Origin of the sequence: Pseudomonas sp. RC4D1 (genome assembly GCF_018390395.1) — a bacterium.
Classification (GTDB): domain Bacteria; phylum Pseudomonadota; class Gammaproteobacteria; order Pseudomonadales; family Pseudomonadaceae; genus Aquipseudomonas; species Aquipseudomonas danubii.
Genome location: NZ_JAHBAW010000001.1, coordinates 737,948 through 753,118 on the forward strand (window position 1 = coordinate 737,948; position 15,171 = coordinate 753,118).

Genomic DNA, 15,171 nt, shown 5'->3' on the forward strand with positions numbered 1-15,171 from the left:
CAAGTCTCCTGTCAGGGCGTGTTCAGATGCCCTGGCTGCGCAACCAGCCCAAGAGTTGCGGCAAGGGCAGGGCGCCGCTCTGGCGGGCCACTTCCCGGCCGTTCTTGAACAGGATCAGGCTGGGAATCGAGCGAATGCCCAATTGCCCCGAGAGCTGCGGGTTGGCTTCACTGTCCAGCTTGGCCAGCCGGCACTTGCCACTGAGCTGCGCGGCGGCCTGCTGGAAGATCGGCGCAAAGGATTTGCACGGCCCGCACCAGTCTGCCCACACATCCACCAGCAACGGCAGGTCGCCCTTGATCTGGCTGGCGTAGTCGCCCTGTTGCAAGTCAAAGGGTTTGCTCAGCAACACCTCGGCCTTGCAGCGCCCGCACTTGGGCTGATCGCCCAGGCGATCGGCGGGAATGCGGTTGAGGCCGTTGCAGTGAGGGCAGGGGATCAGCAGTGGCTCGGACATGGTTGGGCTCCGCAAACAGGGTAGAGCGCCTTAAATGGCGGCGCCCGGGGTGAATATCAAGTTGGCGCCGCCATGGCCTCACGTGCTGGGCGGGGCGAGTTCGACGCTGACCAGACGGTCCATGGAGCGGCCGATGTAAAAGGTAAAGGGCCTGCCCAGGTCCATGGCCATGCCCTCGCACTTGCCCATGAAGCCTATGTGTTGCAACGGAGAAATCTCTCCATCCTCGTGGTACTGCAAGCCCAGGGAACCGACACTGAAGCCGACGCGGTCGGCGCGGCGATCCTCGCGCGTGCCCCAGGAGGTCTTGATCGCGGACAGTTGGATGCGGTTGTCGAACAGCATCTGGTTGAGCGTGGGGTTGGCGAACCTGATGTTGCCGAACAAGAACTGCGCCGGTTCGCGCTTGTTGTCTTTCCACTCCAGATACACGTTGTAATCCCCTGGTCCGCTCCCGGCCTTGCTGCCCATCTGGCTGAACGGCATGCCCGGTGCCTGGAGAGTGGCCTGGTATTGGCAAAACGCCTCGTTGGGCGTGCCGGTGGCCGACAGCTTGCCGCTGATCAATTCCTCCATCGAGTAATGAAACAGCACATCGGCGTATTTCACCGGCTCCAGCGCCAGCGAGAAGCGCCGCGGCAAGGCCATGGCTCTTTTGCGGTACTCGGGGTTGGTGTATTTCCCGGTTTCCGGGGCGATCTCCAGAACGGCTTCGAAGGTGCCGGCTGCGCGCGCCTCGACAATCTCGCTGAACAGCTCCCGCAGGCGTTGGCGCTGGGTTTCGGGCACGGCGCTGTCCAGGCTGATATGCAGGGTCTTGTCGTCCTTGCGGTCCATCTCCAGGCCGATGTGGTCAGGCTCGATGCCGATCCCGGCGGCCATCTGAGTGATGGTCTCGGCGAAGTACGGCACGATCTGGGCCTGCTTGGGGTTACCCACGGTGTCCTGGAAGTGCAGGGTGAGGTAGGTCTGCTTGCAGCCGGTCAGCAGCATCAGCAGCAGGGCTGCCGTGTAGAGGCGTCGGTTCAATGGAGGTCCTTGTTGCGCCATGGCGCTTAGCGGTAGTCGACGCGGGTCAAGCGATCCAGGGTCCGGCCTATTTGAAAGGTGAATGGCCGACCCAGGGTCTGCATCTTTTGCTCGCACAGCGCTTGCAGCTCGTCCTTTCGGGTGTCGAAGGGCAGGGCTGAGGTCAGGGTCTGGACACCGATGGAGCCGATGACGATGGCGAATTCGTCAAGGGGCACCGGCGCGGGCTGAGTGCTTTTCGAGCTGGAAGGCCAGGCCTGGATGGTTTTCTGCTGCATGTGCCGGTTCAGGTCCGGGTCATCGAAATGCACCTTGAGCGGTACCTTGGCAATGCTGCCGCTGCGGGTCAGCAAGGAGATCAGGCCGCGCTCGCTGTTGTCCTGTTCAAGGGCTTCGTAGCCGATCAGTTTCAAGCGCGTGGGCATTGTCAGGTGTGCGGTGATCTTGCAACTGACCGGGCCTTCGATTTCGCTGCGGTTGACGATGGCACGCAGGCTGTCGTCGTAGCTGCGGTCCAGCAGCATCTCGAACGCCGGGTCGAACTTGAGGGTGGCGTCGATGCTGTCTGGCAGGCCGCTGGGGCCGGACGGATTGACGCTGGCCCGAGCGTTGTCCAGTTCCAGGTGCAGGTTCATCGAACTGGCCTTGCGCGCGTCGGTAACCTGCTCGAAGACGGCCTTGAGGCGGCCCCGTTGTTCCGGGCTCAGGGAGTAGTCCACCAGGCGCAGGTGGATCACTTTGTCATCCTCCTTGTCGCGCTCCAGGGCGATGGCATCCGGGTCCAGGCCCTGGGCGCTGAGCGCCGTGTAAATACTCTGCTTGTACGCCTCGTGCACCAACTGGTCGGAGAATTGCGGGCCGGCCTTGGGATCGGAACGCACCGAGTCCTGGAAGTGCAGGGTGGCGAAGTCTTCCTTGCACCCGGTCAGCCAGAGCAGCAGGGGTAACAGCAGCAGGTAGCGAGTTTTCATGGTGGACTCTTGCAGGGCATCGACGGGGGTAGTGGCATGGGCGAGCGGTGAAAGTGGCAGCCAGGCTTTCAGTGTGTCACTGGGCCAGGCGATGCCCGTTGAGGGCGATGACCACGGCGAACTTCTTGGCGATCACCACTTCGGCCTGGTTCTTGGTGGTCAGGAAATTTTCCATCGGGTAGGGGAATTCCACGGGGATGCCTCCGATCGACATGTGCTTCAGCGTCTGGGACTGCAGCTCGATGCTGTCGCTCCCGGCGCCGCCGCCAATCAGGTAGACGTTGTCGCTGACCGGCTGGTAAGACATGCCGCCGCGGCCCTGGATTCGCTGCAGGCTGGCGGTCTGCTTGGCCAGTTCGTCCAGTTCTACCTGGGTGATGGTGCGGTGCGGTTTGCCGTGCAGGCGCAGGTCCTGCAGGTTCATGCGGTACTTGGCGCGGCGGCTCAGGTAGATGATCGCCGACACCAGGCCAATGACGGTGAAGACTCCGGCGACCAGGGTGAGGAACAGGTTCATGCGCATCCTTGCAGGTACTGAAAATCAGGGTTGCGCATTATCCGTATCCGCTGTCGACGGGTCCATGCGCAATCTTGTGTTTGGCGCTTTTGTGCACGACGGCTGAGGCGTTGATCGAAGCTCATGAGTCCGTCGCAATCGCTCACACACTGCTCGGCAAGCCCGTTCGTTGGCTGTCTAGGCTTGAAGCACGCGAGCACCGCTGGTCTGGCCGCGGATATAGCATCTTGAGATATCTAATGCTCGCATCTAACGTTAATAGCATTATGCGATAGGGACATTGCATGCACATCATCACCGCAAAACGTATCCGGCAGGCCAAGGAGCAATGGCCGCAAGTCGCGCGGGCGCTGGATACCTGGTACCGCAAGGCCAAAGGCGCCAGGCCGGCTGATTTCGCCGACATGAAGGCCTTGTTCCCGGCGCTAGACAAGGTCGGGCGCTTTCATGTTTTCGACATTGGCGGCAACAAACTGAGGCTGATCGCAATCGTGCGCTATGGGGGGCAGCGCCTCTATATCAGGCATGTGCTGGATCACGGCGAATACGACAAGGGGCTGTGGAAGGAGGAATCACAATGAGTCTTCAGGTTAAGCAAGCGGCGGAGCACTGGCAGTTCGTTGCGCCCATATTGCGCAAGCCCAAGAGCGAGGCCGATTACGACGCGCTGGCCCTGGCACTCGATGAGCTGTTGGACATCATGGGCGAAGACGAATCGCACCCACTGGCTTCGCTGGTGGACATCATTGGTGACTGGATCGAGGCCTACGACGAAGAGCACCATCCGATGCCGGCGGTCAGCGCAGTGGAGGTTCTACGTTCGTTGATGCGTGAACATGGCCTGACTCAAAGCGACCTGCCCGGGGTGGGCGCGCAGTCGGTGGTGTCGGAAGTGCTCAGCGGCAAGCGCCAGCTCAACCTGCGGCAGATCCGCTGGCTGGCCGAGCGCTTCAAGGTGTCGATGGAGACCTTCGCCTGAGTCAGGACGAGCAGCTGATTTCCAGGTGCTTGCCCCACTCTGGCGGACGTTCGGCATAGCCTTGCATGCCCTCTTGCTCCTCAAAAGGCCGGCTCAGCACCTGATGCAGGCGACGCACTTCTGAGTAATCGCCTGACTCGGCGGCGTCGATGGCCTTCTGCGCCAGATAGTTGCGCAGGATGTACAGCGGGTTGACCGCGTGCATGCGCTCCCGGCGCAGGTCCTGGCCCTGGAGCGGATCGCGGGCGACCCGTTGCCGATATTGCTCGGCCCAGGCATCGAAGCCGTTGCGGTCGACGAAATCGTCCCGCAGCCGGGCCAGCGCCTGGTCCGGCGCTTGCTCCCCCAGGCGGCGGAAGAACAGGCTGTAGTCGACGCCGCTGTTCTGCATCAGTTGCAGCAGGCGTTCCACCAGCTTCTGGTCGTCGTCCTCGGCCTGGGTGAAGCCCAGGCGCCGACGCATCAGGTCCAGGTAATGGGCCTGGTACAACGGCAGGAACAGGCCCAGGGCTTCACGCAGCGCCTCGACGCTGATGAATGGCGTCAGGGCCTGGGCCAGGGCGCTGAGGTTCCACTGGCCGACGGGCACCTGGTTGCTGAAGGAGTAGCGGCCCTGGTCATCGGAGTGGTTGCAGATGAAGTGGGCGTCGAAATCATCGAGAAAGGCGAACGGGCCGAAGTCGAAGGTGATGCCCAGGATCGACATGTTGTCGGTGTTCATCACCCCGTGGCAGAAACCGTAGGCCTGCCATTTGGCGATCAGTTCGGCGTTGCGTTCGACGATCTCGCGGAACATCGCCAGATAGGGTTCAGGCTGCTCCAGGCACTCGGGGAAATGCAGGGCCAGCACATGCTCCCCCAGCTGTTTATGCAGCTCGGGTTTCTTCGTGTAGTAGAAATATTCGAAATGCCCGAAGCGGATATGGCTCTGCGCCAGGCGCAGGACCATCGCCCCGCGTTCCTGTTTCTCGCGCCATACCGGGGTGTCCGAGCCGATCACGCACAGGGCGCGGCTGCTGGGGATGCCCAGGGCATGCAGGGCCTCGGAGGCGAGGAATTCACGGATCGACGAGCGCAATACGGCACGACCATCGCCCATGCGCGAATACGGCGTCTGCCCGGCGCCCTTCAGGTGCAGGTCCCAGTGTTCTCCCGCCTGGTTGTAGACCTCGCCCAGCAACAGCCCGCGACCGTCCCCCAGTTGCGGGTTGTAGGAACCGAACTGATGCCCGGAATAGACCATTGCCCGGGGTTCGGCCTCGGCCCACAGCTTGTGCCCGCCGAACAGTTCGGCGAACACCGGGCTTTCGGCCACGGCCGGGTCCAGGTCCAGCAGCGCCATGGCCGCCGGGCTGGCGGCCACCAGCCTGGGGTTGTCGAGGGGTTCGGGCAGTACGTGGGTCGAGAAGGCGTCGCCCAGGCGGGCGAAGCGGTTGTCGAAGGTCAGTTCGTCGAGGGCTTTCAACGGCCATCTCCCAGCAGAATGTCCGAGCATTCTGCTAGGGATAGGGGCCTTAGTCGAGTTTGCTCGGCGGTGGTTCCTGCAGCGGCTTGCCCCCGGGCATCGGGACGATGGTCTTGGCCTCCGGCTCGATGGGCACCATCTTGTATTCCTGGCCGTGGAGGTTTTTCAGGTAGACCTCCATCTGCCGGAACGAGATGTTGATGTGCTGCTTCTTGAACTCGCGGTTGATGAAGCGGTTGACCTCGTCCACCACCGGGTTGCGGTCCCCCAGCTCGCGCACGTGCATGCGCAGTTCGTGGTCCAGGGTGCTTTCACCGAAGTTGAGGAAGTACACCTGAGGCTCCGGTTCCTTGAGCACCCGCGGGTTGTCCCGGGCGGCCTTGAGCAGCAGCTCCTTGACCAGGTCCAGGTCCGAGCCGTAGTCGACGCCGAGCTTGAGGGTCACCCGGGTCACGGTGTCGGTCAGCGACCAGTTGATCAGTTGCCCGGTGATGAAGGTCTGGTTGGGGACGATGATGTCCTTGCGGTCGAAGTCGGTGATGGTGGTGGCACGGATGCGGATCTTGCTCACCGTGCCCGACAGGTTGCCGATGGTGATGGTGTCGCCGATGCGCACCGGCCGCTCGAACAGGATGATGATGCCGGAGATGAAGTTGGCGAAGATCGCCTGCATGCCGAAACCCAAACCCACCGACAAGGCCGCCACCAGCCACTGCAGCTTGTCCCAACTGACGCCGAGGGTGGCCAGGGTCGAGACGAAACCTATTCCGGCAATGGCGTAGGACAGCAGGGTGGTGGTGGCGTAGGCGCTGCCCTGGGCCAGATTCAGCTTGGACAGCACCAGCACTTCCAAGAGGCCTGGCAGGTTGCGCGCCAGGGCTAAGGTGATGCCGACAATGATCAGCGCACCGATCACGTCGCCGATGCTGATGGGCACCATGCTCATGTTGGCGCCGGTGCCGCTGGTGTATTCGTAGAGGGTGATGTTGTCCAGGTAGGAGAACACCGTGATCAGGTCCGACCAGACCCAGTACAGCGCGGCGATGAAGCCGCCCAGCAGGGCCAGGCGGATCAGGCGCAGGGACTGTTCGTTGACCTTCTCGATGTCCATGGTCGGCTCTTCGACCACCGCGTCGCCGCTTTCCCCGGCTTCCTTGGCTGCCTGGCGTTTGCTCAGGGCCCGCTGGTAGGCCAGGCGCCGTGCTGCAACACCGAGTCCGCGGACGAAGGTAGCCTCGATCACCAGCCAGAACATCAGCAGGTACAGGGTGTTGATCAGGCGGTCGCTGAGCTTCAGCGCGGTGTAGTAGTAGCCGAAGCACACGGCGATGAACAAGGCGATTGGCAGCAGGGTGAATAGCAGGCCCAACGCCTTGCGGAACAGCGAGGCATTCTCGTGGGCCGGGCTGCTCAGCAACAGGCGGCTCAGCAGCCAGGCCATCAGCCCGTAGCAGGTCAGTACCACGGCGATGCCGAGCACGTCATCGGCCAGGGCCGCGGGCTGGTGCTCGGCCACCGCCACCACGGCCACCAGCGCCAGGACCACCAGCCCCAGGCGCCGGACCCAGCCCTGGAGGAATTCCACCTGGGGTTTTTCCCAGCGGAAATGCAGTTCGGCCACGCCGCCGGGGGCGAGTATCCGATAGGCGGTGTAGAACACCAGCCAGGCTTGGGCGATCTGCAGCAGCGCCGCACCGAGGTTGGCGTTCTGCCCCCGGGCATCGATCTGCAGGGCATAGCCGCACAGCGCCAGGGCCAGGGTGACCGGCATCGCCAGAAGAATGTTCACCAGGATCGCCAGGGGCGTGTGCCACTGGCTGTCGCGTTTGAAGTGGCCGATATCCTTGTGCACCTTGTTCAGGCGCGCATAGAGGTTCTTGCGCCGCCACAGCAGGGCGCCGATCAGCAGCGCCAGGGGCAGGAACAGCAGCGGCCGCTGCGCCAGACCGTCGGTCAGCTCACTGAGGCTGGAGGCCCAGGGCAGGGTGGTGATCTGTTTCTCCAGGCGCTGAGGGACGTCCTGTAGCCACTCGGCGTCCAGAGGCTTGTTGCTGGGAATCCAGAACATCTGCTCGTCGAGGGTCGCCCGCAGGCTCTGGGACGTGCTCAACAGTTGTTTCTGGTTCAGTTGCAGGGTGATGGATTCATTGAGCAGGGCGCTGAGCTCGCGGTTCAGGCGCTCCAGCAGATCGACGCGGGTCATGGCCAGCTCGATCAGGGTCCGGCGCAGTTGCGGCGTGACCTGCTCCGGCGGCTGGCTCTTGAGCAGGTTGTCGACGTAGGTGCTGGGGCTACCCAGCAATTCGCGCTGCTGGTTGACCTCGAATTGATAAAGGCGGATATCGGCGATTTCGTCCGCCAGGTCGCGATCCAGCTTCAGGCGTGGCAAGGCCTGTTTCTGCTTGTAGAGAATCTTCGACAGCAGCAGGCTGCCCTTGAGCACGTTGATCTGCTCGTCCAGGGCCGCGTCGCTTTGGGTCACGCTGTCCAGTTGCTGTCGGGTCTGCAGGTTCTGCTGGGTCAGTTCGTTGAGGCGGTCGGTGCTCTTGAGCAGGTAGTCGGAGAGCTTGAGGTTGGTGGCGCTTTCGGTGGTCAGCAGGCTGCTGCTGCCGGCCTTCTGCGCCTCGATGGACTGCTGGGTCACGGTTTCCTGGGACTGGGCCAGGCGCTTCTGGTTGATCAGGGTTTGCAGGTCCTGGATTTCCTGCTCCAGGCGCGCGGTCTTTTCCATCAGCAGGTCATGCTGGCTGCTGCCCAGGTCCTGCAACTGGCTGTTGCCCGCCAGTTCCTGGCGGCGCAGGGGAATCAGGGCGTTGATCGCCGCCAGTTCGGCATTCAGCAGATTGCGTTGATCGGCGCCGAGCAGCTTGCCGCCGTCCTTGCCGGACTTGAGTGCGGCGTTGATCTGCAGGATGCGGGTCTGGCTGTTGCTGATTTCCGCCTGGGCCCGTTCGGGACGGGTCTGGGCGGTGATGGTCAGGGTGTTGGCGTCGGCCAGGGCCTTTTGCAGCTCGCCTTGCAAGGTGGTGCGTTCGCTCAGCAGTTGCTCCAGTTGCGACACCGCCAGCGAGCCATAGCGCTGGGCCACCGGTGCGACTTTACTGGCCTTCAGGCGTGCCAGCTCGCGCTGGTTTTCCGTGGTCTGGCGCGGCGCGTTGCTCAATTGCTGGCGCAGGTCGTTGAGGCGTCGCTCGTAGTCCTGCTTGTTGTTCAGGTGATTCAGGGTGTTTTGCAGCAGGGTCTGCAGGGCCTTCTGATCGGCTTCCGGCAATTTGCGTTCGGCGATCTTGTCCAGGCTTTGCTGGACCGACTCGGCACTGGGCGGATCGCCGCCCTGTGCGGCGCCGACAGAGAGACTCAGACCCAGCAGGGCAACAGCGAAAAATTTACGCAAGTTAGGCATAGAAGTCGGTCAAGCAAATAGGAATGGGGGGAGACGCGTCGCGACCAGGTCTGACGCGCTCCGCAGTTTAGAGGAAGAGGCCGGGGCCGGGGCGACTTCCTTCGGGGAATCTGACGCCCACTTTGCCGATCTTGTTCCCGTCCATCACCGCCACGGTCCAGATGGTGTTGTTCCACTCCACCTGGTCGCCGACCACCGGTGCACCGCCGACCTTCTGGGCGATGAACGCGCCCAGGGGCATGTCCGCGTCCTGGCCGTCGAGCTTGAGCCCGTAGAGCGCCGACACCGCGCCCAGCTGGGCGTCGCCTTCAAGAACGAAGTCGCCGAAGAAGCGCAGGTCCAGCCCGCGCTCCGGAGCCTGGCTGAAGAGTTTGCCCAGGGCTGGAAGGTTGTGTTCATGGCCGATCACGCACAGCAGGTCATCGGCCTCAAGCACGGTACTACCCGACGGATGGAGCAGTTGCTGGCCGCGAAACAGGGCCGCGATCCGTGTGCCTTCGGGCATTTTCAGCTCCCGCAGGGCGGCGCCGATGCACCATTTTTCCGCCCCCAGGCGGTAGACGAACAGTTCCCACTCGCTGGTGACGTGAACCTCCAGGGCCGCCCGGGAAATCGGTGCCGGCTCCGGCGGCACCGTGACCTTGAGCCACTTGGCCACCCACGGCAGGCTGGTGCCCTGGACCAGCAGCGAGATCAGCACGATAAAGAACGCCAGGTTGAAGTACAGCTGGGCGTTGGGCAGCCCGGCCATCAACGGGAACACCGCGAGAATGATCGGCACCGCGCCGCGCAGGCCGACCCAGGAGATAAAGGCCTTTTCCCGGCCGTGGAAGGCCTTGAACGGCGCCAGGCCCACCAGCACCGACAGCGGCCGGGCGAACAGGATCATCCACAGCGCCAGGCCCAGGGCCGGCAGGGCGATGGGCAGCAGGTCGTGGGGCGTGACCAGCAGCCCCAGCACCAGGAACATGCCGATCTGTGCCAGCCAGGCCATGCCGTCGAGCATGTGCAGGATGCCGTGGCGGCTGCGCACCGGGCGGTTGCCGATCACCAGGCCGCACAGGTACACGGCGAGGAAACCGCTACCGTGCAGGGCGTTGGTCAGGGCGAACACCACCAGACCGCCGGCCACCACCAGGATCGGGTACAGGCCGTTGGCCAGATGAATGCGATTGACCAGTTGCAGCATCAGCCAGCCGCCCCCCAGGCCGATTAACGCGCCGATACCGAATTCGCGGATCAGGTCCCCCAGCAGGCTCCAGTGCAAGCCGGTGTGGCCCTTGGCGAGCATGTCGATCAGGGTCACGGTGAGAAACACCGCCATCGGGTCGTTACTGCCGGACTCAATCTCCAGGGTGGCGGTGACCCGCTCGTTGAGGCCCTTGCCCCCCAGCAGGGAGAACACCGCCGCGGCGTCGGTGGAGCCGACGATGGCACCGATCAGCAGCCCCTGGATCAGGTTCAGGTCGAACAGCCAGGCGGCAGCCATGCCGGTCAGCCCAGTGGTGATCAACACCCCCACCGTGGCCAGGGACAGCGCCGGCCACAGGGCCACGCGGAAACTCGCGACCCGGGTGCGCAGGCCGCCGTCCAGCAGGATCACGGCCAGGGCCAGGTTGCCCACCAGGTAGGCGGTCGGGTAGTTGTTGAAGATGATGCCGCCGCCGTCGACTCCGGCGCTCATGCCCACGGCGAGGATGATCACCAGGATCGGGATGCCGAGACGGGATGAAAGTGAGCTCACCAGAATGCTCGCACCTACCAGCAACGCGCCGATCAAGAACAGGCTGTTGATGGTCGTCGCATTCAAAGGCAGTACTCCAGAGCGAAAAAGGCGGGCGCAAACTGACCATGCAGTCTGCGTGCCAGCGATTCTAACCTGTTGAAATGCGCCACTGTCAAAAAGCTTTTGATGACAGTGGCGGATTTTTTTGGCGTGAATTCCGGCGCCGATTTACCGGCATGTTGCGGGGCTGGCGAGCGGCTTCAGAGGCTGAAGCGCGCGACCATGCTGTTGAGGTCCACGGCCAGTCGCGACAGCTCGTTGCTGGCTGCACTGGTCTGGTTGGCGCCGGTGGCCGACTGCACCGACAAGTCGCGGATGTTCACCAGGTTGCGGTCCACTTCCCGGGCCACTTGGGCCTGTTCTTCGGCGGCGCTGGCGATCACCAGGTTGCGTTCGTTGATCTCGATGATCGCGCTGTTGATGGTGTCCAGCGACAGGCCGGCGCCGCGGGCGATGTTCAGGGTCGACTCGGCGCGCTCGGTGCTGTTGCGCATGGAGTCCACCGCGTGCTCGGTGCCGCTCTGGATGCTGCCGATCATGCGTTCGATTTCGCTGGTGGACTGCTGGGTACGGTGCGCCAGGGCCCGCACTTCGTCGGCGACCACGGCAAAGCCACGACCGGCCTCGCCGGCACGGGCGGCTTCGATGGCGGCGTTGAGGGCCAGCAGGTTGGTCTGGTCGGCCAGGCCGCGAATCACGTCCAGTACCTTGCCGATGTCCCGCGACTCGTTGGCCAGGTCGCCGATCAGGCTGGCGGTGCCTTGCACGTCGGAACTCATGCGCTCGATGGCGGACACGGTTTCCTGCACCAGATCGCGACCGTCGCCGGCGGAGGCGGTGGCGTTCTTCGAGGCTTCCGAGGTGCTCACGGCGTTGCGTGCCACTTCTTCCACGGCGCTGGTCATTTCATTGACTGCGGTGGCGGCTTGCTCGATTTCGTTGTTCTGCTGGGTCAGGCCACGGGCACTTTCCTCGGTGACGCAATTGAGCTCTTCGGCTGCCGACGCCAGTTGGGTGGCGGAGCCGGAAATGCGCTGCAGGGTGTCTCGCAGTTTTTCCTGCATCTTGGCCATGGCGCGCAGCAGGCGTCCGGCTTCGTCATTGCCGTCGACCTGGATCGGCCGGGTCAGGTTGCCTTCGGCGATTTCTTCGGCGGCGCTCAGGGCGTTGGCGATCGGTACGGTGATGCTGCGGGTCAGCAGCCAGGCAAACAGCAGGGTCAGGCCGGTGGCCAGCACCAGCAGGGCCACCACCAGGTTGAAGGCCGAGGAGTACTGTTCGGCGGCCTGCTGGTTGGTGTCGAGGGTCTGCTGGGTGTTGATCTCCATCAGGCGGTTGAGCACGGTGTTCATGGCTTCCGAGTTGTTCAGCAGGTCGGTGTTGAGCAGGTTGCGCAGCTCTTCCACCTGATTGCCGCGGGACAGGGACCTCATCCGCTCTTCGATCTGCCGGTACTGTGTCAGCAACTGGACGTACTGCTCGTAGGCGGTCTTTTCCTCGGGGCTGCTGATGAACTTCTCGTAGGTGACCTGGGCGGCGCGGATCTGCTGGTTGCGCATGTCCAGCAGTTCGATGGTCTTTTGCTGGACATCGGGTTCACGGTTGACCAGTAAACGATAGGACAGCACCCGCAGACGCAGGGTCAGCTGGGTGAACTCGTCGAGGCTCTTGATGCTCGGCACGCTGCTCAGGGTGATGTCCTCGGCGGCGCCGCGGATCTTGCTCATCTGGTTCAGGGCGAACACCCCCAGGATCAGCATCAAGCCGCCGATCATGGCAAAGCCGAGGAAGGCCCGCGGAGCGATATTCATATTGCGTAGGGACATGGTGAGTACCAAAAAGGGCGCATCCGTGCGGGGGCTTGAGACTGATCTACCGTGACTTATCGGTCGTACGACTAAAGTCTTGAGTCGCGCCGTGGATTTAGCCTTTTGGCTACGCACCGGGCCGGGAGTGTCAACGGCCGACTGCATCGGCCCCAGGCCCGTAATAGAGCCCTGGAGCCGGGAGAAGGGGGTTTACAGCTGGAAGCGGGTCACCAGATTGTTCAGGTCAGCGGCCAGGATCGACAGTTCACTGCTGGCGGAGCGGGTCTGGTTGGCACCGGTGGTGGACTGCACCGACAGGTCGCGGATGTTCACCAGATTGCGATCCACTTCCCGAGCCACCTGGGCCTGTTCTTCGGCGGCGCTGGCAATGACCAGGTTGCGCTCGTTGATTTCGTTGATGGCGCTGTTGATGGTGTCCAGGGACTGGCCGGCGCTGCGGGCGATGTTCAGGGTCGAGTCGGCGCGTTCGGTGCTGTTGCGCATCGACTCCACCGCCTGCTCGGTGCCGCTCTGGATGCTGCCGATCATGCGTTCGATTTCACTGGTGGACTGTTGGGTGCGGTGCGCCAGGGCGCGGACTTCGTCGGCAACCACGGCAAAGCCGCGGCCGGCCTCGCCGGCACGGGCGGCTTCGATGGCGGCGTTGAGGGCCAGCAGGTTGGTCTGGTCGGCCAGGCCGCGAATCACGTCCAGTACCTTGCCGATGTCCCGGGACTCGTTGGCCAGCTCGCCGATCAGGCTGGCAGTGTCTTGCACGTCACCGGTCATGCGTTCGATGGCCGAGACGGTTTCTTGCACCTTGTCCCGTCCGTCCCCGGCGGATTGGGTGGCGTTTTGCGAAGCTTCGGAAGTGCTCACTGCATTGCGCGCGACTTCTTCCACGGCGCTGGTCATTTCATTGACCGCGGTAGCCGCCTGCTCGATTTCATTGTCCTGTCGAGTCAGGCCACGAGCACTTTCGTCGGTGACGCTGTTGAGCTCCTCGGCGGCCGAGGCCAGTTGGCCGGCGGAACCGGAAATGCGCTGCAGGGTGTCCCGCAGTTTTTCCTGCATGGTCAACATGGCCTGCAGCAGGCGGCCGGCTTCGTCGCGGCCATCCACGGTGATCGGCTGGGTCAGGTTGCCTTCGGCGATCGCTTCGGCCGCATGCAGGGCGTTGTCGATCGGCAGGGTAATGCTGCGAATCAGCCGCCAGGCAAATACCAGGGTCAGGGCGGTGGCCATGACCAGCAGCGTCACCACCAGGTTGAAGGCGGTGGCGTATTGCTCGGCCGCGTCTTGATCGGCGGCGCTGGAGTACTGGGTGTTGATGTCCACCAGTTGATTGAGAAGGGCGTTGATCTTTTCGGCGCTGGCCATCAGCTCGGTGTTCAGCAGCTGCTGCATGCTTTCGAGCTGGTTGTTGTGCGACAGCTCGATCAACTGGCCTTCCAGTTGGCGGTGGTGGGTCAGCAGTTCCATGTACTGATCGTAAGCGGCGTGCTCTTCCGGGCTGCTGATGAGCTCCTGGTAGCGGGCCCGGGTTTCATCGATTTTCTGGTTGCGCTGGCTGATGGAGTCCAGGGTCTTTTGCTGTTCCTCGGGGTCGCGGTTGAGCAGTAGCCGGTAGGCCTGGACCCGCAGGCGCAGGCTCAGTTGGGTGAAGTCGTCGACGCTCTTGATGCTGGGAATGGTGTCCTGGGTGATGCGTTCGGTCGCTGCGCGGATCTTGCTCATTTGACTCAGAGCGAAGATCCCGAGAAACAGCATCAAACAACCGATCACGGCAAAGCCGAGGAATGCTCTCGGAGCGATATTCAGGGTGCGCAGGGACATTGAACCTACCTCGGATGTGCGCGGCTTGCGCGTTTGGGTCAGGGAAGTACCTGTGCTATCGCGTTGAAAAAACGCTTCTTGAATCGCCAGGAGCGCTTTCAGAAAAGTCTGACCACCTGTTGGGATAATTCGTAAAACTCCGAAGCATCCGACCGAACGTCAGGAACCCGAGGCGCGAATGACAGTCTCTAACAGCTCTCGCGTGAGGGTCATCGCCAGTAAAATCAAGGCCTTGCGCCTGGATATCCCTGGTATCCAAGGTGACTTTTCTTTATCGTACGCGCCCTTTGCAAACAGCCCGGAAGATCAAAATGTTGGAAGCATCCCTCAGCCAATTGGAACAGTTGGTCAGTGACCTGGTGGTACAGAACCAGGAGCTGCTCGGCACGAACGAAACCCTCAAGGAGCAACTGGCCCAGGCCAAGGATGAAAACGAAAGCCTGCAGTTGAGCCTCATGGAGCAGGAAGAAAAACAAGGCGCTACCGCCGCCCGCATCCAGGCTCTGGTTGAGCGCGTCAGTGCGAGCCCGGCCAACCCATGAGACATCACATCGATGGGGTGAAGGTGGTCTCGATCCTGGGCGAGGATTACTCGATCAAGGCGCCGGCCGGTGAGGAACAGACCCTCATGGACGCCGCGCTGATGCTCAAGGCGGCCCTGGCCGACACCAAGAAAAAATACCCGACGCTGATTGGCGAGCGCCTGCTGGTGCTGGCAGCGATGAACCTGTGTTCGCAGCAGATAGAAATGAAAAAGCAGCACGCCCAGGCGCTTGAGCGTTATCAGGAGCAGGTGAGCGCCACCGTCGAGGTGATCGCCAAGACCATTCAACAGAATTGATGGAAGTGCACACAGCTGGCGGGTAATGAGTTGGACAAGCAGAAGCATTGTTTGTATACAACTTCCCGCGGCTGGCGCG

At 62.8% G+C, this 15,171-nt stretch carries 13 protein-coding genes and 1 pseudogene; 4 read left to right on the forward strand and 10 right to left on the reverse strand.

Features of this window, described 5'->3' with window-relative positions; all coding sequences use genetic code 11:
- Positions 1–22 precede the first annotated feature (22 nt).
- The 4 genes from trxC to KHO49_RS03445 all read right to left on the reverse strand — a co-directional run bounded on the left by trxC (position 23) and on the right by KHO49_RS03445 (position 2,974).
- Positions 23–457: a thioredoxin TrxC gene (trxC, locus tag KHO49_RS03430; RefSeq protein ID WP_213664618.1), complete on the reverse strand. Its 435-nt coding sequence runs from the start codon at positions 455–457 to the stop codon at positions 23–25.
- Between the two features lie 78 nt (positions 458–535).
- Entirely contained in the window at positions 536–1,486 is a 951-nt protein-coding gene (locus KHO49_RS03435) for a hypothetical protein (RefSeq protein WP_249735467.1), read from the reverse strand.
- Positions 1,487–1,512: 26 nt separating this feature from the next.
- The gene (locus tag KHO49_RS03440; protein WP_102882061.1) at positions 1,513–2,457 is read right to left on the reverse strand and encodes a hypothetical protein; all 945 of its coding nucleotides are present in this window, start codon (positions 2,455–2,457) and stop codon (positions 1,513–1,515) included.
- A 76-nt stretch (positions 2,458–2,533) separates the two neighbouring features.
- Positions 2,534–2,974 carry an IgaA/UmoB family intracellular growth attenuator gene (locus KHO49_RS03445; protein WP_110651000.1) on the reverse strand — a complete coding sequence of 147 codons (441 nt, stop codon included), beginning with the start codon at positions 2,972–2,974 and terminating at the stop codon, positions 2,534–2,536.
- 284 nt (positions 2,975–3,258) lie between these two features.
- Here KHO49_RS03445 and KHO49_RS03450 point away from each other — a divergent pair, with 284 nt between their 5' ends.
- Complete coding sequence (locus KHO49_RS03450) at positions 3,259–3,555, forward strand: type II toxin-antitoxin system HigB family toxin (protein ID WP_213664620.1); 297 nt, start codon at positions 3,259–3,261, stop codon at positions 3,553–3,555.
- Positions 3,552–3,953 (forward strand): helix-turn-helix domain-containing protein, encoded by a 402-nt coding sequence (locus KHO49_RS03455; RefSeq protein WP_102882058.1) that lies wholly within the window; start codon positions 3,552–3,554, stop codon positions 3,951–3,953. The genes KHO49_RS03450 and KHO49_RS03455 overlap by 4 nt, the downstream gene beginning before the upstream one ends.
- Position 3,954: 1 nt before the next feature.
- Here KHO49_RS03455 and selO read toward each other — a convergent pair whose 3' ends face one another.
- The 6 genes and pseudogenes from selO to KHO49_RS03480 form a co-directional block, all read right to left on the reverse strand.
- Entirely contained in the window at positions 3,955–5,418 is a 1,464-nt protein-coding gene (gene selO / locus KHO49_RS03460; protein ID WP_110650995.1) for a protein adenylyltransferase SelO, read from the reverse strand.
- Positions 5,419–5,467: 49 nt separating this feature from the next.
- Positions 5,468–8,821 (reverse strand): mechanosensitive channel MscK, encoded by a 3,354-nt coding sequence (gene mscK / locus KHO49_RS03465; RefSeq protein WP_102882056.1) that lies wholly within the window; start codon positions 8,819–8,821, stop codon positions 5,468–5,470.
- Between the two features lie 67 nt (positions 8,822–8,888).
- On the reverse strand, positions 8,889–10,631 hold the full coding sequence (locus KHO49_RS03470) for a potassium/proton antiporter (RefSeq protein WP_102862839.1): 1,743 nt from the start codon (positions 10,629–10,631) through the stop codon (positions 8,889–8,891).
- A gap of 176 nt (positions 10,632–10,807) precedes the next feature.
- A complete protein-coding gene (locus KHO49_RS31435; protein WP_372342496.1) occupies positions 10,808–11,680 on the reverse strand; it encodes a methyl-accepting chemotaxis protein in 873 nt (290 codons plus the stop codon).
- Between the two features lie 30 nt (positions 11,681–11,710).
- Positions 11,711–12,580, reverse strand: a pseudogene (locus KHO49_RS31440) (MCP four helix bundle domain-containing protein); the annotation flags it as partial.
- Between the two features lie 45 nt (positions 12,581–12,625).
- Complete coding sequence (locus KHO49_RS03480; protein WP_110595414.1) at positions 12,626–14,251, reverse strand: methyl-accepting chemotaxis protein; 1,626 nt, start codon at positions 14,249–14,251, stop codon at positions 12,626–12,628.
- A 311-nt stretch (positions 14,252–14,562) separates the two neighbouring features.
- Between KHO49_RS03480 and KHO49_RS03485 the strand changes: the two genes are divergently transcribed.
- Positions 14,563–14,793 carry a hypothetical protein gene (locus KHO49_RS03485; protein ID WP_102862842.1) on the forward strand — a complete coding sequence of 77 codons (231 nt, stop codon included), beginning with the start codon at positions 14,563–14,565 and terminating at the stop codon, positions 14,791–14,793.
- Positions 14,790–15,092, forward strand: coding sequence for a cell division protein ZapA (locus KHO49_RS03490; protein ID WP_102862843.1), 303 nt, complete (start codon positions 14,790–14,792; stop codon positions 15,090–15,092). The genes KHO49_RS03485 and KHO49_RS03490 overlap by 4 nt, the downstream gene beginning before the upstream one ends.
- Positions 15,093–15,171: the final 79 nt, after the last annotated feature.